Source organism: Microcoleus sp. N3A4, from assembly GCF_036701805.1.
Classification (GTDB): domain Bacteria; phylum Cyanobacteriota; class Cyanobacteriia; order Cyanobacteriales; family Microcoleaceae; genus Microcoleus.
The window spans coordinates 11,948-29,731 of the sequence record NZ_JAUBRJ010000087.1 but is presented as its reverse complement, the minus strand read 5'-3'; the positions used below and the strand labels follow the sequence as shown (position 1 = coordinate 29,731).

Here is a 17,784-nt window from a genome sequence, read left to right as displayed (position 1 = left end):
TACCCAGTAATCACTTCAGGGTTGAATTTTTAAAATTTATAACCATCAATTCTATTTAAAGACCTGCGGAATGTGGGTTGTAACTGAACTAATCCTCTATAATCACCTGTAATTTCAGAAACAACTCTAGCGATCGCCTTACAACAACTATCAGGATATTTGACAACTTGCAACTCAGAAAACCGAATCACCACCCAATTTCTTTCTAAGAAAAACTGATTGCGCTGATTATCTTTATTCCTATCCACACAATGATGAGGCTTTCCAGTTCGCCCATCATAAGGTTCATCAATCTCGATATCTATAGCTAAACCTGTCGGTTGATGAACCAGTATAAAGTCAGCAGTGTAACGAAAAGATGTACCGGGTATAGGAAACTCACCACCCATACAGAAGTCATAAAAACCAGAGAAATAACGACATAAGTAAATAAAAAATTGCTTTTCACTTACCCCTTGCTGTACTCCTCCCTTACTCTGACTTGCTGGCTGCTGAATAATTTGTCTTAAAGAAATATTAAACAGCTTAGATCGTTCCTGCAACAGAGAATTATATTGCTCAGTTTCCTTGTGATTTAGCTGCAAGCGACACAATTGATAACTTTCGTATTTGGATAATTGTTGTTGGTAGTCAGCCAGTCGTTGCTTGTAGCGATCGCGCACTTGAAAATCAACAAACCGCAGATAGGAAAAAGTCGCCACTACACTCACTGACGAACACGTCAGCGATGACCAGAAAGCCATAACACTCATGCCAAACAGCCAGTTAACCAACATTACCACCACAACACTGGCTATCCAAAGTTGAATTACCAGAGAATAACGAGAATTATTGGAAACTGGCGGTCGCGGCGGAAAAGGCATTTTTTTTGTAGAAGAAGCACTTTCTTCCAAAATAGGTATCGGGTTATCCGCGCAGAACTGACGAATTGAATCGGGGATAAGAATAACTGGGTAAAAGCCTCTTATTTGGCTCATGGTTATGCTTTTTGTAGGCGATGTACAAGCTCAAATTATGTATATTTTCAACCTTTAGATTACTAAATATGCGCGTCCTATCACATCATGCCAAGGAATTACACACACCTCTACCTAATTTCCGATGTCATCGACTTATAAATGGGCTAACGCCCACCTTTTTGGGTGAAAATAATAATTTGGTACGCCACTACTTATGCCTACAAATCAGCCCAATAATACACAAAGAATTGCCACAGACCGTCTCAAATCCACGCGGGAAAAACTGACTAGAAAAATCAAATTGGCATTGAAGACTGCAACACCAGAAGAAACTCTGGAAGTGTGGATGCTAATGAAACAGCAGGAACTCAAGAGAACGACTCCTGGGTTATCGGAACAACAGATGGAAAGCGTAGTAAAGTCGCTAATCCTAGAACTAGGCTATGACATCATCGCTACCTCCACTACCTTACCTGCTGCATCGCCAGAACCAGAAGTCCAGACAGATGAAAGCGAAGTGGATGACGCGGATGAGGATAACGATGCTAATTTCACTAATGACGATATTGAAGACGATGAAGATGACCTTTCAGAAGAATTACCCGACATATTTGAAGAAAAAATTCCCTCTCGCAAGCAGCGAGTTCCTGCCTTGAAAAAGGTTGAAATTTTAAGGGGTTCTAACCGAAATGGCAGGCATTCTTAAACCCCTAAACTTGAGACTAGGTTTTACACAAATATGTCCCTGCCAAAATGTGAAGCTGATATCCTCATTTCCTACACTAATGCTCATTTAGTTGGAGTAGTGGATTTCAAACCTGACTCCCTAAAAGTAATACCAGAGATGCCAAATAAGGAAGTAGGCGATGAAGAAATTGAACCAGATGAACTCACGCCAGGAACCCTAGCCATACTCGCTCGAATTGAAACTTTTGATGAATATTTTCATTGTTGTGGAAGGTGGTAACTAATGTATTTAGCTAAAGATTCGTTAGCCAGATATTCAATACAAGCAGTAGAACTCTGGAATCAATTGGAAACTGCTGAAACTCCCGAAGAAGAAGAGGCTATCCTCAAAGAAATTTGGGAAATTCAGACAGACCACGAAATTGCTGCTGACACGCAAGCCGAACTAGCAGACCAACTAGATGCTGAAATTTGTGCCGTAAAAGCACGCTTAAAACACTTAGTAGAACTGCATAATAAGGCACTTGAACGACTGGAACGGTGGCGCAACAGTCTAGATAAAACCCTGCTACAATTTCACTCAATGGGAGTAATTCCTACAGAGATTGTGGGGCGTTCGCGTCACATTCGACTCAAGGAAAATCCGCCAAGTTGCGAAGTGTTAATCAATCCTTGCGATTTGCCAACAGAGTACCGGACAGAAAAGTTAGTTGTTACACCCAACAAACGCAAAATACTAGCAGATTGGAAACAAGGCATTCCCGTTGATGGTACTCGAATTGAGCGTAAACTCAGAGTTGAATACGGAATCGTGCCATCAAATCTGACCGCTGCCACTGAAGTAATTTCTAATCGTGCATTAAACTCTCAGGAAACTCATTCTACCACACAGAAGACTGGGCGTAAAGAAAAAGCGCTTCCTAAAAACACTGATACTTCTAATAAGAAGGTGAAAGCAAGAGTCGGCTAGCAGAGGGTTTTCAGACAAAAGATTGGGGAGATTTCACTAACCGCAGATAGCTATTATATGCTATCTGCTAACCTTTTTTTGAATTAATCTAGTATAACTATTTCCATGAAAAGACACAATAACCACTCGTTTGACATTTCAACATTTGATAGAATTACTTACCGAGTTTATCGAGGTAAACTTATCATGTTGATTCAGGAAGGAGACAATCACCTTGATATATCTTTTCCCATAAAAGATGGGCGATTATTCGTAATCCTTGGTTCTATGCGAGCCGCTGTCGCTGAAGCAATGACCGATTACTTGGAAATAGAAGCCTACGCCGATGAACCCCTTTTACTACTAAGTGGAGGTTTGAACAAAAATGATTTTAATTAACACCAGTTAGGGGGGCTATCGCCCAGATACACTATGATAAGCTATTAAATAACACCGCTCAAATGAAATGGTTAACACCAAAAAATGTAGTCGTTGCTGCCAGTTTATCGGTAACGAGCGAAGAGTTAATTGAGTATACAATTCAATCTGAAGATGAAGAAACCATAGAGGAGAGATTTCAAAAAGTTGGGCTGCTATTTGACAGAACTCGCTGGCAAGCTCAAAAACCTTATCTAGCTCTACTCTCGCCAGCTAAAGTTAAAAAACCAGTCGCTACTGAATCATCAACCTCTGCGAACGATTTAGACTTCATAGATGATGAAAAATGGGCAGAGGAAGATGAAGAAAATACTCTCTCTGAAACCGAAGAATCTAGCAATTTACAATCCGAACAGCAAGAAGAACCTTATATCTTCGATAAATGTACCGTCGAACTGCACTTGACATTTAAACCAGATGATGGTCATTCAGAGGGACGGATTGTAATCATTTCCGCAAGTAGTCACAGGGACTTTCCAGTTAGCGAAAAGATAAGAGAGTCATCATTGGGAGAATTACCACCACCTCTCAAAGAACTGCTGAAGGAACTTGTAGCAGATTTTCCTAATTGCCAAGTGCGGCGACAGATTGCTAATGCTCGCAACCAAAAGAAAAGAAGCGCTAACCCAAATAAACCTGGAAGCGAAGCAAGTAGCACCACTACGTCTACAACTTCTACAGAGTCTAAAACTACTGGAACGCAACTGACCTTATTTGGGATTTGACCAACATACCTACTTTTGGGATAAAAAAATGACTTCAAAAAAGAAAGTGCTAATTTCCTTCGAGGGACAACAGCATCCTGTTGATGAGGAAATAGCAAATGATGATAACGAACTCCGCAAATTGCTCACAACTTATTACCCCGATTGCGCCAACGCCGACATCATTAGAAAACCTGGAGAATTGATTACAGTAGCCAAACGCAACGGCTCTAAAGGAGTAAAATAACCATGAGAATGACTCCTTTAGAATTCCTCATCAATGCACCAGAGGAAGTCAATCCAGCACTATCTATGTGCAGGAAACTACAACGGTTAGAGCTTTCTGGCGAACTCGATAGCGCGACTATGAAAGAAATGGTAAAAGCTATTGAGTTAGCTATTTCAAAAGGGACAGACGACGTGAGAGCAGTTGAGCAAACCAAGGAACGACTGTTAAATAGTCGCTCTGTAGCTGGTGCAGTTCCAATGGGGTTTTGATATGGCTGCAATTTGGAATGCTAAATCCGCTTTGCAAATATTACAGCGGTGCCAACCAATCACCGACTTTAAATCAGCAACCGACTATTTGTGGACTAAGCTGAACACTTATCAGCTACTCAGTCTTTATCAAGAATTGTTTCCTTTTAAATGGGAAAAAAGCCAATCAGAACTCTACTCTGAAGATGAAAGTCACAGTCCGAAGGAGTTGGAGTTTATTTCGCTAGTTAGCGAACATCTGTTTCCCATTGACGACATAATTATAGAGGGTGCTTATGAAGAGCGCCTCTATCAAATTCCTGTCTCGCCTAAAGGAATAGATTGGCAAGACCATGAAGAAGGAATTGACGCATTGCGAAGCGGATGGCAGAGATTACTCCCGCTTTCGCAGTCAGGTCGATGGTGGTTGGAATCGGTAGCAGGCGATGAAGGAGAATCGTGGTACGAATGTACGTTTGGATACAGCTTGAAAGACATTGCACATCCCGAAAAAACTAACTTCAAACTTCTTAAAAGATTAGCTCGTCGTGTTGCACCCCCCATCAGCGATTTGCCTACAGCATTAGCACTCCTTGACTTGGAAACAGGAAATATTTGGCTAGACCAAAGTGTTTGCTGTGAAAGTTACTGGAATCGCAATTTTGAATCAAGACCCTGGACAATTGAAGACATTAAATTCCTAGCTAGTGAATGGAAAAAAGCCACTCAGCTATTAGATAAAGCCTGCGAATTGATTGACTGGATTGAATCTGACCCTAACACGAATTTCTCACATCTCTTAGCATTATGGAATCTGACATTGCATCTGAAATAATTCGGGAGGTACTAGAGGTTGCCCCCCGAAAGTTGTCCGCTATTCAAGCCGAACTTCTCTTTATTGAGGGCGGTACTTACATTTTTCACTATCAATCGGGGGATAGTTCCAAGTACAAATGTCTGTCACCAGCAACTCTGCGAGCAGCTTTTGCAAATACACCCATTGATTCGGGTTGGATAAACCCTGAATCGGGGATAGTACGTTGGGGAACTGGCAGCGCCGGGGAATGGACAATCAAATTCGTGCTACCTCAGAAACACGAAATAAATTTGTTGGAATCAAAGCACTTAGTTTCTTTACCAGCATTGGTGTTTTTGGGGTTGAAATCTGATTACTGGGTTTGGGCAATTAAAGGCTCGAAATTTGACCCAGAAGCAGAAGCTTTTCAGGTTCCGCTACCCAATGTTTATTTGCATTCCTATCAACCTTGCGGACGCATTTGCTGGGGAGATAATAAACCGCCTGTAGCTGCGCCCAATACGATTACAAAAGCTTGGGAAATGTTCATCTCTAGTCCTTTCAACGGACATTTGAGTGATGGCAAATCTAGGGCGCAACCCAGTGACGTGCGCTTGCAGCTCGAAAAAGCAGTTAAACGTTCATCTTACCCAGTTAAAGATTTAGTCAGCACGAACCAAACAATTGCCAAATTAGTTTCAGCAATAACTGATGATTGAACCACCTAAACTGAATCCCTACAACTTAGAATTTGTCGATTATAAGATTGTCAAAGTCGGAGACAATCTGCCGTTTCACTCTAGCAGTATGTTCGAGTATCTGATTGGCAGCAATGGCATCTTTGTTAGAGCGGTTAGACTGGGGTTAGAAGTGATAATTCCGGTGGAAATTTTTACCGCGTCCATCAGAGGATTAGAACCGATTGAGCCTTTAGTCCGATTAACTCCCGGACGAATTCCTCAGCAGATACTCATCCAAATGTGGAAAGAAAGTTGTATCGCCGCGCTTGCAGAACCACCGTTAGAAATCACTTTCCATATTCATCAGGAACAAGGACAATGGCGGCTCGTAATTCCAGAGCAAACGCAAAGTTCTGCTAAATGTAGAGCAATTGAATACGGTTTAGATTCTTCGTACATTAACGCCACTGTAGAGGTACATTCGCACAATCGGATGGCAGCTTTCTTCTCAGGTGCAGATGATGCAGATGAAGGGGGTTTCCGCATTTTCGTAGTTTTAGGGAGAGTGACTGAATCGAGTGCTGAAATTATTTGCCGCGTGGGAGTTTATCGACAGTTCTGGCACGTTCCGGCTGACTGGATATTTGAATTACCGAGTTTCATTGTAGATGTCACAGTTGGTGGAAAAAAAGACGATTTGATTGATAAATTCTACTCCTGTTCTGTTGCGCCATCTTTGTTAGATGACCCAAGGGAATTGTAAACAACATTTGGAGATTTACCCCATGTTTAATTATGATTATTTGGAAGCTTCGCCTCTGATTGTCAGACAAGCTGATTCGATTGATTTTTGGCTTATTGGGGCGGGAGGAACTGGTTCCTGGCTGTCGTATCACATTGCGCGACTGGCACGGAGTTTGGGTAAGTCGGGGAAAAAGGTGCAATTTGCGATCGCAGATCCCGATCGAGTTGAAGAAGCCAACATCAGCAGGCAAGCTTTCTGCGATAAGGAAATCGGACTGCCCAAGGCGCTGGTTCTAGCGTTGAGATACTCTATCGCTTGGGGAGTTGACACGACGGCTTTCGTGCAGGAATTTGACCCCAAGCTAATCCGCTACGCCTACGACAAGCTGACCATCCTGGTGGGGTGCGTGGACACGGCAGCCGGGAGAGCGGCAATTAATCAGGCTCTGGAGTTAAACCAATTTTACAGCCGTTCTGAAATTCCCCGCGTGTGGTATCTGGATTGCGGAAATCATGCAGCAGCCGGACAAATTTTGCTGGGCAGTTCTTTGGAAACTGACCCAGAGTTCTATAATTTTGGGGGGCTGGGATGTGCTAGGCTGCCATCTCCGATGCTTCAGGCTCCTGACCTTTTGAAACCGAAACCTGAAGAGTTGACAAATAACTTATCTTGTGCTGAGATGGCGGCGCTGAACTTGCAGAGCGAGAGTGTGAATGTCCGGGTGGCGGCTGAGGCGGCGGATTATTTGTACCGGATGGCTGCGGGCAATCTCAAGCGGTTTGCGACCTATTTTGATTTGGAGAGTGGGACGGCGAGGTCAATTTATATCACCCAGCAGTCAGTGTGCGCGGTAGTAAAAGCGATCGCAAGTGGAACAATAATACCATGCTAACCTTACTTTAATTGCTCAAATGTTGTAGCTGCACCCGCATCAAATGAGAAGAGGGGCAATACTTTAAAGTCACTAACCAGTCGCGCCATCATCTCATATCCTTTCACTATGTCATTGAGGGTGTGATCGCGATTAATATAGGCGTGACAGCCAAGCATTTGTTCGTGAAAGGTGACAATTGACACCGCAAAATCTGATAGTGGGTATTGAGCCATGCGTGTTGAAAGGTTGCTATAATCCTTAAGAGTTTGACGTTGAAGAATGCTCAGATGGTCTGTGTCCAATAAATATTTCATAGCTCGTCTTGTGCTTCTAGTAAAGACTCATCACCTTGACGAATTGCTCGTCCTAATGCCCGTACCTCCTCAAAGGCAGGTTCATCTTTGAAAGACCCTGTAATTTGTTGTAGCCAATTTGTTGGTTGAGGATTTGCAACTTGTTTCTGCAATTCGGTAATTGCTGCTTCTACTGCTGCTATTCGTTCCTCTAAAGAGGTGTTGTTTGCCATTGGATTTTCTCCTAATAATTTTTTGTGTTTGAAGGATAACGACACCGAAATTCTTTTTCTGTATTTAGTTTGCCATCGAACGGCGCAGAAACCGGAGTTATATGGTTAATTTCTACTATTCAAAAAAAATCTCATCTAATTTGCGGTTATTTTCCAAACACCAAGTTTTTACTTGGTTCTCAATCCGAGCTACTTGATTTTGAGATAAATCTTCTTTCCACCTACCTATTTTTCCAGAGTCGATATGATTTATATGGAGCAAACTCCGAGAGTCGTGATAATTAACGATTGACTTGCCTTCTTCGATATAAGGGACTTGATTGCAAAAGCATTTTTTAAACTCTTCAATGCGTTTTAGTTGTTTTTCGATTGTGTATTCAAAAGCGATTTCTTTGCACTGCTTAGAGGTAAGAGGTATATCCAGATGTTCGGCAATCCTCTCTACTTCAGTGGGCAAATCTACAATAACTTTTTCGTACCTCGATACTAATACTTCAGGGAAAGCTGTCCACTTTTTGTAATTATCCAAACATTTATTCAAAAAGCCTTCTCCCCAGAGTTGTTCAAAAGTTTTTAATCTTTGTTTGATGCTAGAAGCATAAACGTCACGTATATCTCGAATAATATATACGCTCTTAACGTTCTTTTTGATAAGCTCAGAAGTTATAAAATCGGTACAAATATGAATTTTGAATACTTTTAATCCCGTGTAATTAGCATATTGTGCATAAATTTCAGGGAAATGTTTTGACTCTACCCACGGTATTTGTTTACCTACGGCAGTTCTTTCAACGATTTGAACTGTAAGCTGGAATTGCAATGTTGACGCAGATCGGTACATTCCACAGCAAAAAATCCACATATTTCTACTTACCTCAAAATATCTAATGCTACTTGATATCATCAGGACTTACACAACTGGCACAGGGAGATGAGTGCGATGGCATAGCCACCGGCTGCCGGCATCGCATGACGCCCGCTCATAGACCAGCGCCCTCAACCATCACCTTAACCCGTCTCCCATTCAAAACCGAGTCGCCGTAAGCGAATGAAAGTGAACCCTCCCCCACAATCTACCCAGTAGTTACCCTATTCAAAATCGCTAAAAAAGAGACGGGACAAGCCTTTTGAGTAATGTTCTAGACGGAAGTTCAGATTACAACAGGAAATATGTGATAAAATTGTACCACGCACTTAAGAGTATGTATATCGTGCTTTTTGTGCTACATCCGTTTCGTTAGTGGGCTGTTGTTCACTAGAGATGGCCTCACACGAAATCGATTATATAACCAAAAATGATTTTTAGTCAAAAGCTTTTCTAGAAAGGTTGCCTTATGTCGGTGGGAGTCATATATGTAGCTTGTGGCAGTCAATATATAGAAGAAGCGTGTCAATCAGCTTCTAGCATTAAGCATCATATGCCTAACATGAAGATCACGCTTTTTTCGGATACAGACGTGAAATGTCCGTACTTTAATGAAGTTAAATTCATTCCACCTCAGTACGGAAATTTGAATAAACTGCTTGGTATGTCGAGGTCTCCATATGAGTACACTCTCTATCTAGATACAGACACCTATATCTATGCCGATATTTCGGAAATGTTTAGTATTTTAAAAAAGTTTGACATAGCTGTGGCTCATGCGCCTATTCGGATATATCAGACTGAGCGTTCGACCCAAATCCCAGATAGTTTTCCTGAAATGAATGCAGGTGTTGTTCTCTTTAAGCAATCTCCTCAGTTTGATAACTTTATCCGTAATTGGTTAGTATTGTATCGCCAGGATATAGACCAATATGCAGATCCTTACGATCAAGCATCTTTTCGCAAATCTCTCTATGAAAGTGATTTAAGAATAGGAACTTTAACTTCGGAGTATAACTTTCGTTTTATATTTCCTGCATATGCTTGTAAAACCGTGAAAATATTTCACGGTAGACATCCTGATCTCCCCTCTTTAGCTGCTGAAATCAATAAAGACTTAGTTTACAGAGTTTATATTCCTGGAGAAGGAGTGATTAAAAGAAAATATAAAACTAACTTTTTTCGGGAAAATCACCAGTGTTAGACAGAACTGAATTGAGTAGCAATGGAGCGCTACTTCGTTAATCTTAAGTGAAATTGATTGGGGAAATTAGTTGTTTCCAGAAAATATATCTAATCTACTAATTTTGGTTGTCGATCATGTTTCCTCACAAGTCTGATAAACTGACTCTACTTCAAGTTATTAAAACGATGAGTAAAATTGGCGGAGCTCAAAGATTAGCTACCGAGATCATGGGTTTACCAGGAGTTGAAGTAGATACAGCTACATACCCTGAGTTAGAAAGCTATACTGAAAATATCTATGATATTGTCCTTCTTCATGTATGGCGTGATCATCCCAACCTGCCAATTATGAATTGGCCTGGTAAAATAAAAATTCCTTGTAAACGAATAATTGTTTTTAGCCACAGTTGGAGTAGTCGTTTAGATTTCCAAGCTGATCAATATATGGTTCCTTCAAAATTTGCCTATGAAAATAGTTGGGCTGACAGTTTAATGCACATCATTCCTCTTGGTATTCCAACTGAACAATATAGTAAGTTTCAACTAAAAGTTTTAAATCATTCCCCAGTTGTAGGACGTCTTTCTACTATGCTTAGTAGCAAGATTTCTTCTGATACCATACATTTCTGGAGAGAAATCCCAGTTCAAAAGTTTCTCATAGGAGGAGGTGGGCCCCAGTTTCAGACTTTACAGATAGCCTTCAGTGACGATCCAAGATTTTTATTTACTGGTGAAATCCCCCCCAAGCAAGTTCCTAGATTTTTGAGACAGATTGATATATTTTTATATGACACCGTATCGCATATAGAGAGTTTCTGCCGTGTAATCCTTGAAGCAATGGCCGCTGGCTGTGTTGTTGTAGCCAAAGATAAAGGAGCAATTAAAGAACTTATCGAGCATGAACAAACTGGTTTCTTGTACTCCTCGAATAAAGAAGCACTGTTAATTTGTGAGCATCTACTGAAAAATCCGAATCTTCGTGAATCTATCAGCCTTTCAGCTCAGAGAGTGGCCTTACTTTATTCCCTGGATAAATTTTATACAAATATTCTCAAGGTCATTAACCTGATAAATTAGGAAATTTTTAATTTAGGTATTTTTTAGACCAAATGTTTAAAAAGAGCTTGGATATAACTTTATATTTAATACGCCACGGAGAACCTGATTATGCCAATGATGTGCATGAAGTGTTCATTGGTCGGCGACCTCATTCAACTTTAACAGAAAAAGGTAAAAAGCAATGTCAGCGCCTTGGTGTTTACTTGGCTAACAAAAATATTAAGTTTGATACAATTTATACTTCTACACTTATAAGATCAATTCAGTCTGCAAAAACAACAATAGATACTATACAGACATTAGATTCTCGTCTTTGTCCTAATGAGTATATTGATGTCCCAGCACTAGAAGGTATTTCTCAAGGGGATTGGGAAGGTAAATCCAAAAAAGAATTATACACTTTGGAGCTAGAGAACTTTATTAAATATCGAGGAGATTTTTTTGTACCTCCAGGTGGAGAATCAAAACGTATGGTTGAACGTCGTGCTTCAAATTGGCTGGAAGATGAAGTTCTGTATAACGAGAAATTTCAATACCAACCTAGAGTAATTGCCATTTTTTCCCATGCAGTAGTCATTAAGTCATTATTTAGGTTTATCTTTCAATACAACACAAATAATGTTGACGATCTTGAACTAGAATATACAGGAGTTTCCATCTTTAAGCAAAATTATAAGGGATGGACTCTTGTCAAATGGAACGACACTAGCCACCTTGGTTAAATTGCTCAGTAAATAATTTTTTAACTACTTCAATTTCTACGTTCTGCTAAAGCACTTATGAAAGACTTGCCATTTTTTCTCCACAATCGCAACGGTTTGATTAAACATATACGGAAGAGAGATGTTGTCGATCCTAAATTTTACCGAAATAATGATTTTGAGATTCTATTTTTATTAAAAAAGCTCTTAAATGATAATACACTTTTCAAAAAATATTATTTTTTAGCCTTTAATTATTTTAATCTTCTAGAACCATTCGATCAATTTCCAGAGAGATATAAAATTGAATTAAGTAAAAACCTTATAAGATTTAACCGAAGATATCTTGCAGAAGATTGTAACAGTTATGTGAACATGAATCAATATTGCAGAATTTTGCGCGATAGACTAGCTAATCAAATAGAAAATGTTTTTATAGAGGAAGCTCAACTTGCTGCTAGGGTTTACCCATCAAGTTTTTATTTAAGGTCTCCTTTAGTGAAAGGTATAAATTTATCTCAGGAAGTAGTAATTATTCTAAATGATCAAATTGGTGACTCTCTTCTAAGCATTCCCTTAATATATGCTCTAGCCAATTATATTAAATATCAAAACTTTCAAAAGTCTATTAAAGTGGTTGCTAAAAATAGTTTATTACTAGAAACACTGCTAAACAAATCTACCAATAATGTTGAGTTTTATAGATACGAACTTACTGAAATAGGGAGGGAAAATAACAATTTTTTAGCTTTTCCTAAAAAACGACGTTTTATTATCAATATACATAGATCGTTTTCGCAATATTATTATCTTGGACTTTTACCTAAAAAGCATGAAAGTAATCCTCTATTTGTGATGTCTTTAGATTGGAGACTTCTCTTAAAAGATGAAATGCCCGTTTCTTATTTTATCACCAAGAAATACTCTTCTTTGCCAGCAATGCTTGCCAGAAATTTCGAGGTTATGCTTGGTCAGAAACTATTTGATACCTTAGATAGATCCTCAAGCATAATAGTGGATAAAAATAGCCTAGATCGAAAAAAACGCATACAAATAATAAAAAAATACGACCTGTATAACTCAGAGCTACTAATTGTAATCTCTTTTGGCAGTTCACACTATGCAAAGGAGTACCATCCCCAAAAGTGGAAAATATTGATTGATCTGATTTCAAAAAAGTATCCAAATACGCATTTTATTTGTTTACGAGAACCTCAAATAAATTCTTCAGTGAAAACAAATTTTTCGGAGCATTATAGAAAGTATGATTTTTTAATAGAGAACTTAATAAAAGAGAATTTAAAAGTTACCTATCTTTCAGATAGCCTAGAAAATATAAGTTACATTTTGTCTATTTCTAAACTTTCTATTACCCCTGATACGGGGATAGGGCATCTTTCAGGGGTACTTGGAGTACCGAACATTATGCTTTTTTTTGCTGCCAATCCAGCTATGTGGATGACACCAAACACTTATCATATAGTTCACCCAAAAGCAAGAGAGCTATTTGCTAAAGGGTGGGGGCTTTATCAAAGTCTCTGGGATGCTGGTTCGGAAGACTATTATTACTTAGACGACAAGGAATATTTAATAGGAGCCTCTGACATATGTCCTACGAAAATTTTCCAAAAGGTATGCAAAATACTTGGGTAAGCTGCGGAGCAGCTAATCTCAATAAATAGCATTTCCTTGGGTTGACCCGGAATGCGCTCGATCGCCACGCAGCCAGTCCCAATGGTTAATTTAAGGAGCGATTGCATAACGCCCATACGCCATTCATCCTGGCATTGATAATTTCTAGGATAGACAATCAACGGAACGATAGACTGAAAAAAGTAGTATTCAAATATACCAGTTTTAAAAGGCGGCTACCACCGCCCACCGAATTAAATAAAATGCCGAACTCTACCACTCTACATCCTTTCAGTTGCCAGTAGGCACTATTTTTAGGTGCAAATGCGCTACACGCAGGCTACGCCAACACCAACTCCACCAACTCAGTATCCTCATCTTCAAACAAAACCGGACTAACACCCACATCAACCATTAGTTCCATTTCAATCACCTCAAAAACACTTCCAACGGTCAACACTTAACCGAATTTCAACCTGTTAACGCTTAGATAGTCCTGCCATACCTTTTCAACAATTCCTACTCTAACACTTCAAATATTAGGAGAATTCAACTCATGGTCGCCACAATTGCCACCGAAGAAGGACTCAAAATTCCAGTTTTCGATGCCGCTTACACCGATGCTAAAGGTCGCAATGTAGGCAAATTCTTCAACAACCCAGAAATCCTGCGCCACTCGATTTTGCAAGCAATCTTTCAACCAGAAGAACTGCAATCATTAATGATAGTCAAACTTGACAAATCCAATCCCGACCCTCACCAACTACGTGCCAACATCCACGACCCAGAAGACGGAATTAAGCGACGCATGATCTTTCAATCTGGCAACAGCTATTACTTTGGTGACGAAACCCTAGCCAAAAAGATAGGAGACTTATTCGTAACCGAAAAAGACACCGCTTGTCGCTACGGTTCCCTTCTCGTCAGCACTTGTATGTCCGGCGTATCAGAATGCGACAACCTGCGAGTAAAAATTGTTGATTTTACCGACCCGCAATATGCTAAATATCGAACCGGAGACTGTCACGGTGCAATCAGTTCCGAATTACTCAAAAGCATCGGCGGCGAGAAAAATCGAGCCAGTCAATTTCGTTTCGCTTGGCTGAGCAGTTGGAATACAGAAAATACAGAATCCACACCCCAAGTCAGCTTTCTGGCTAAAGGAACCCTCCGTCCCGATGACAATTTACTCAACTCCGACGCCGAGTCTGAAGGGAACAAACCTCAACTTATTTTAGACCGTTCCAGCATCAAAGGCATCAATAAAAAACAACTCGAAGAACTCATTCCTTGTGGCGATTACGAATTACCAAAAGCCATCCTTGGAAACCGCAAAAACAGTCAAATCGGCATCACCCAAACAAGCTGGCAGTCTACTGGAGTTTGGTTCGACGAAGAAGCCCAAAGGCAAGACTTAGTACCAACAACTAAAGCCGAAGCCCAAAGACTGGCAGCACTGCAACGCGACCCCATGAAATTGCGCCAAGCGATGATTGAAGATTATGACAAGCGTGAAGCATTCTTAGCGCGTTTGAACGAAAGAAAAGTTAAAGAACAGCAGGAAAAACTATCAACTACAATTGACGACGAAATTAACGGTGACAGCGAGGAAAATACCGAGGATAAAAAGCGGGAAAGACAGGACATCCAGATGCTCAAAGCCGATAAATTCGGACTGATGATAGGCAGTCCCGAATTCACCAATATGGCAGAAAGGTGGCTGGCATCCAAATGGCGAAATCTGGCAACCAGGGGAGCTTTATCAATGACTTCTGCAATGGCACTACCTTGCGAAGATTTACCCAAAGGCACGGTTTGCGCTAACCATTTAGAAGAAGGAGAATGCGTTCAAGGTCGATTCCCAATTCTCAACAAAGATGGTCTGAGGATATATCAAAATGTACACGCAAAAAACCTGGAAAATATTCCAGAGGAAACCCGTGCTGTCATGTCGAAAATCAAAGGGGTAATTTGGTTCAATCCCAAAGACTTAGAAAAGTTCCATCAAGGAGACTTTGACGGTGACGAACCGTTTGGCATCGAATCTCGAAAAATCCCTCAAATTGCCCAACAAATCTTACCAGCACAAGACGGATTATTTGACTTCGGGGAAGTGGTACAAGCGGAGAAAGTTCCCTATACTAAAGCTCGGTATCGAGAAGACGACCCCGAAGTTAGAGAAGGTAAAGTTAAAGCAGGTCAACGCAAATTCACCACCCTAGAACAAATCGGAGTTGCCAGCTCTCAAAATGAAGTCGGAATCGTCGCATTAGCCATTGGTAAAGTAGCAGCAGCACTCCCCAACCCCGGCGAAGATGAAAAGCTATTTCTCAAGCAGCAAAAGCGATTTATCGCCGCTCTCAGCATCATGGAACAGTACGAAGTTGACTACCAGAAAAACTCGCTGCGGGGTAAAGATGCCAAAGAAGTGAAAGAGAAAACAGGTTTAAATCCCCACACCTTACTAGAAAAAGTAGATGAATGGTGCGAGAAATACAAAAGCTGCACTTACTTTTTCCAGTACAAAGGAGACGATCGACTGTACAAACAATTTCCCATGCCTGCTGACTTCCCCAATCCTGTTTACGTCCTAGCCAAAGAAGCCGTTAACCCTTATTGGGAACAGACGCGTCTCATCCACCGCAACCGAGATGAATTTCAGCACATTCTTCCCCCAATTCCGGCTCATTTAATCGTGTCGAAAGACAATCGCCAGCAACTGGATGCAGCAGGCATTGAGTATGAAAAAGAAGGGAAGGAATTGCACGTTTCCTATGAGTACAAAAATGCCTTAGTAGAGAGAGGAATCGAGTACCGACACAGCAAAGAAAATGACCTGCCTTGGGAAGAAAACGAATTGCAATGGGCGAAAGACCTGGTGCAGCGCTTTCAAGAGGACAAAAGCATTATCTACGATCGCACTGGCAGCGATATCAAAACTCGAAAAGAGGAAATGGGCAAACTTTATGACAGCTATCGAGCGGAAATTGACGAAATTTGGGATACTCCTGAAAGAAAAACCAGGGCTGCTCATGCCTTATTCCAAGCTACCCACACTTCCGATAACCTGAGCAAACACCGGACAATTTGCCAGAAGGTAGCAGAGGATTTAGAAATTACCTTTTCCCTACAAGAAGACTACGAATTGCTCCACGAAGCCTTACCGCGAGATGTCTACGTCCTGCAAGTTCCTTTCCAGAAAGTGAAAACTAAAGACGGCAGAACCATTGACCTTCCTAACCAATGGAAAGACGCACTCGATAGCAAAGGGATTGAATATGAAGCTACTGCTCATCCCGAATTGCCGTTAGTTGAATTCGCCTTCAAAAACTTACCCCAGAGCATGGTGGCGAAACTAGATGGCAAATATGGAGATAATTCCAACGACCATATCGACACCGACTCTTTGAAGGTAACAAACTACTCCGGTAATGAAACCAGACTCCTCATCGTCCCTCCCGTCGATTGTCGGTGGATTGAGTCTCAAGATAAAGCAGGTAGAGGCGCACTTGTCTACAAATTATTCATGGATGAAATCTCCGATGCTTTGTCAAATTATCGGGTAAATCAAATAGAAGTAGTCAATGTCAAACATCCCGATAACGATTACTCAGAGGAAGATTTCTCCAAGTCAAAATGGAAGGATCGGAAAGTAACTCTGCAAGTGGGAACGATAGACTTACCTCCCACTCACGAGAAATATTACCGATTTCAAGGCACTCCCATTATCCAGCTTGACGATAAAAACTTGGGTACATTTTCCCCCGAAAGTCCTAAGTTTCCCCCTGGAACTACTTTTGAGGCAATGCTTTCCCCCGACAAAGGCGGCAGGTCGGTTATGCTGAAAGTCGATCGCGAATCGATTCGGTTGCCTGAAATTCAATTGCCACCGATCGATTCACCTGAAGTATCTCAAAGTTCTGAGTTGGCGAAAACTGGGCGTAGCGCGATTCGCTCAGCGATCCGCCCAAACGGAATTGCTCAAAACAGTAGCACGTACCAACCGCCAAAATTCCAACAAGAATCTGCTTCAAAACCAGAAACAGCAGTGAACGGAAAGCGGGACACCACCAACGCTAAAGCTGACAACTGGCGGCTTTCTCTGCAAGACACCCTCTTTAGCGTCGTTTCGGAAACCTACAAGCAACGGCGGTGCCCACAGACGGCGGCTATGCGATCGCAGCTTCCTTCCGATAGCACCCAGCACTTCAAATTTGGCGACAACCAATGGACGGCTTACGTACAGCCTAACGGGGATTGCTTTGTCAGAAACGAGTCCAAGCGCACCGTGTTTAAAGCCAACGTTAACACCGGGGAGGTTCAAATTCCCCTGACAGAGCAAGCAGCGGCTCGTTTCCAAGAGATGATTGTAGAACGGGAAAAAGCTTTGTCCCAGTCCCGAATTACTTTCACGCCTGCGCCTGAATCGAAACCGAGGGAGTTGGAAATGGTTTAGTTGAGTGAGGGTGGTTGGGGAACTGGGGGCGATCGCATAGAATTTCAGTGG

Annotated in this window: 20 protein-coding genes; 16 read left to right on the top strand and 4 right to left on the bottom strand. The window is 41.1% G+C overall.

The window, feature by feature from the left end; all coding sequences use genetic code 11:
• Window positions 1–29 precede the first annotated feature (29 nt).
• The gene (locus QUA56_RS32070; RefSeq protein WP_333366704.1) at window positions 30–977 is read right to left on the bottom strand and encodes a hypothetical protein; all 948 of its coding nucleotides are present in this window, start codon (window positions 975–977) and stop codon (window positions 30–32) included.
• A 196-nt stretch (window positions 978–1,173) separates the two neighbouring features.
• Here QUA56_RS32070 and QUA56_RS32065 point away from each other — a divergent pair, with 196 nt between their 5' ends.
• The 11 genes from QUA56_RS32065 to QUA56_RS32015 all read left to right on the top strand — a co-directional run bounded on the left by QUA56_RS32065 (window position 1,174) and on the right by QUA56_RS32015 (window position 7,327).
• Window positions 1,174–1,665: a hypothetical protein gene (locus tag QUA56_RS32065; RefSeq protein ID WP_333366701.1), complete on the top strand. Its 492-nt coding sequence runs from the start codon at window positions 1,174–1,176 to the stop codon at window positions 1,663–1,665.
• Between the two features lie 33 nt (window positions 1,666–1,698).
• Window positions 1,699–1,926: a hypothetical protein gene (locus tag QUA56_RS32060; protein WP_333366699.1), complete on the top strand. Its 228-nt coding sequence runs from the start codon at window positions 1,699–1,701 to the stop codon at window positions 1,924–1,926.
• Between the two features lie 3 nt (window positions 1,927–1,929).
• Window positions 1,930–2,616: a siphovirus Gp157 family protein gene (locus QUA56_RS32055; protein WP_333366696.1), complete on the top strand. Its 687-nt coding sequence runs from the start codon at window positions 1,930–1,932 to the stop codon at window positions 2,614–2,616.
• A 186-nt stretch (window positions 2,617–2,802) separates the two neighbouring features.
• A complete protein-coding gene (locus QUA56_RS32050) occupies window positions 2,803–2,994 on the top strand; it encodes a hypothetical protein (protein ID WP_333048808.1) in 192 nt (63 codons plus the stop codon).
• Between the two features lie 62 nt (window positions 2,995–3,056).
• Complete coding sequence (locus QUA56_RS32045) at window positions 3,057–3,758, top strand: hypothetical protein (RefSeq protein WP_333366656.1); 702 nt, start codon at window positions 3,057–3,059, stop codon at window positions 3,756–3,758.
• Between the two features lie 28 nt (window positions 3,759–3,786).
• Window positions 3,787–3,984: a hypothetical protein gene (locus QUA56_RS32040; RefSeq protein WP_015211755.1), complete on the top strand. Its 198-nt coding sequence runs from the start codon at window positions 3,787–3,789 to the stop codon at window positions 3,982–3,984.
• A gap of 2 nt (window positions 3,985–3,986) precedes the next feature.
• Window positions 3,987–4,235 (top strand): hypothetical protein, encoded by a 249-nt coding sequence (locus tag QUA56_RS32035; protein WP_333366653.1) that lies wholly within the window; start codon window positions 3,987–3,989, stop codon window positions 4,233–4,235.
• A gap of 1 nt (window position 4,236) precedes the next feature.
• The gene (locus QUA56_RS32030; protein ID WP_333366650.1) at window positions 4,237–5,049 is read left to right on the top strand and encodes a hypothetical protein; all 813 of its coding nucleotides are present in this window, start codon (window positions 4,237–4,239) and stop codon (window positions 5,047–5,049) included.
• The gene (locus QUA56_RS32025) at window positions 5,022–5,729 is read left to right on the top strand and encodes a hypothetical protein (RefSeq protein WP_333366648.1); all 708 of its coding nucleotides are present in this window, start codon (window positions 5,022–5,024) and stop codon (window positions 5,727–5,729) included. Before QUA56_RS32030 ends, QUA56_RS32025 begins: the two co-directional genes overlap by 28 nt.
• Window positions 5,722–6,453, top strand: coding sequence for a hypothetical protein (locus QUA56_RS32020; RefSeq protein WP_333366645.1), 732 nt, complete (start codon window positions 5,722–5,724; stop codon window positions 6,451–6,453). Before QUA56_RS32025 ends, QUA56_RS32020 begins: the two co-directional genes overlap by 8 nt.
• A gap of 22 nt (window positions 6,454–6,475) precedes the next feature.
• Complete coding sequence (locus QUA56_RS32015) at window positions 6,476–7,327, top strand: ThiF family adenylyltransferase (protein ID WP_333366633.1); 852 nt, start codon at window positions 6,476–6,478, stop codon at window positions 7,325–7,327.
• 2 nt (window positions 7,328–7,329) lie between these two features.
• Here the strand turns inward: QUA56_RS32015 and QUA56_RS32010 are convergent, their stop codons facing one another.
• From QUA56_RS32010 to QUA56_RS32000, 3 genes are all read right to left on the bottom strand, one after another.
• On the bottom strand, window positions 7,330–7,623 hold the full coding sequence (locus QUA56_RS32010) for a hypothetical protein (RefSeq protein ID WP_333366631.1): 294 nt from the start codon (window positions 7,621–7,623) through the stop codon (window positions 7,330–7,332).
• Window positions 7,620–7,835: a hypothetical protein gene (locus tag QUA56_RS32005; protein ID WP_333366628.1), complete on the bottom strand. Its 216-nt coding sequence runs from the start codon at window positions 7,833–7,835 to the stop codon at window positions 7,620–7,622. The genes QUA56_RS32010 and QUA56_RS32005 overlap by 4 nt, the downstream gene beginning before the upstream one ends.
• A 115-nt stretch (window positions 7,836–7,950) precedes the next feature.
• The gene (locus tag QUA56_RS32000; RefSeq protein WP_333366627.1) at window positions 7,951–8,697 is read right to left on the bottom strand and encodes a sulfotransferase domain-containing protein; all 747 of its coding nucleotides are present in this window, start codon (window positions 8,695–8,697) and stop codon (window positions 7,951–7,953) included.
• A gap of 649 nt (window positions 8,698–9,346) precedes the next feature.
• Between QUA56_RS32000 and QUA56_RS31995 the strand changes: the two genes are divergently transcribed.
• From QUA56_RS31995 to QUA56_RS31975, 5 genes are all read left to right on the top strand, one after another.
• Window positions 9,347–9,904, top strand: coding sequence for a hypothetical protein (locus tag QUA56_RS31995; protein WP_333366626.1), 558 nt, complete (start codon window positions 9,347–9,349; stop codon window positions 9,902–9,904).
• 167 nt (window positions 9,905–10,071) lie between these two features.
• A complete protein-coding gene (locus tag QUA56_RS31990) occupies window positions 10,072–10,962 on the top strand; it encodes a glycosyltransferase family 4 protein (RefSeq protein WP_333366625.1) in 891 nt (296 codons plus the stop codon).
• A gap of 32 nt (window positions 10,963–10,994) precedes the next feature.
• Window positions 10,995–11,666: a histidine phosphatase family protein gene (locus QUA56_RS31985; protein WP_333366617.1), complete on the top strand. Its 672-nt coding sequence runs from the start codon at window positions 10,995–10,997 to the stop codon at window positions 11,664–11,666.
• 57 nt (window positions 11,667–11,723) lie between these two features.
• Window positions 11,724–13,298: a glycosyltransferase family 9 protein gene (locus tag QUA56_RS31980; protein WP_333366614.1), complete on the top strand. Its 1,575-nt coding sequence runs from the start codon at window positions 11,724–11,726 to the stop codon at window positions 13,296–13,298.
• 535 nt (window positions 13,299–13,833) lie between these two features.
• Window positions 13,834–17,733, top strand: a complete 3,900-nt coding sequence (locus QUA56_RS31975; protein ID WP_333366611.1) for a hypothetical protein — start codon at window positions 13,834–13,836, stop codon at window positions 17,731–17,733.
• Window positions 17,734–17,784: the final 51 nt, after the last annotated feature.